Below are 644 nucleotides of genomic sequence, written 5' to 3'. Positions count from 1 at the left end.
GAAGAGTTTTTAAAGGACATTGTTAGAAAGATTTTAAAAGGAGAATCTGAGCTTATAGTCAATGAAGGGAACGATATTTTTAAAGGAAAGTTTGAGTTTATAAGAAATCAAGATATTGAGACACTTACAGAAAATATTTATCAAAGAGTATTTGGCGGTAAAGGAAGATTAGAACTTTTTGAAATAAAAAATGCATCAGGAGAGATAGGACTTAAAACTTCTACTGCAGAGAATTATTTCGGAGTTATCAATGTAGGAGATGTTAACTCTCTTAAGAATTTAATATCAACATCAGATATTAAAGTAAAACAAGACCATTTAAGCCAATCTTTGTTTTTTGAGATTAACAAAAGCAATTCTCCTGTAAATATTCTAATTGGTTCAAAGAAGTTTATAGAAGGTTGGAATTCGTGGAGAGTTTCAACGATGGGATTAATCAATATGGGGAAAGGAGAAGGGGCACAGATAATACAGCTTTTTGGAAGAGGAGTAAGACTTAAAGGGAAAGACTACTCTCTAAAAAGAGAAGAAAATCCTGATTATGGAATAAAAACACTTCAAACACTTTTCATTTTTGGTTTAAATGCGGATTGCACCTTGTTTTAACGCCATCTTTGTTAGTTTTTCATTTAATAGTTTATTAG

Annotated in this window: 1 pseudogene; it reads left to right on the top strand. The window is 30.7% G+C overall.

What is annotated here, in order from left to right:
* A pseudogene (locus tag ACP5GV_RS08120) lies at positions 1-606 on the top strand (DEAD/DEAH box helicase family protein); the annotation flags it as partial.
* Positions 607-644: the final 38 nt, after the last annotated feature.

It is taken from the genome of Caldisphaera sp. (genome assembly GCF_049974385.1).
Classification (GTDB): Archaea; Thermoproteota; Thermoprotei_A; order Sulfolobales; family Acidilobaceae; genus Caldisphaera.
This window is presented reverse-complemented; position numbering and strand designations above follow the sequence as displayed.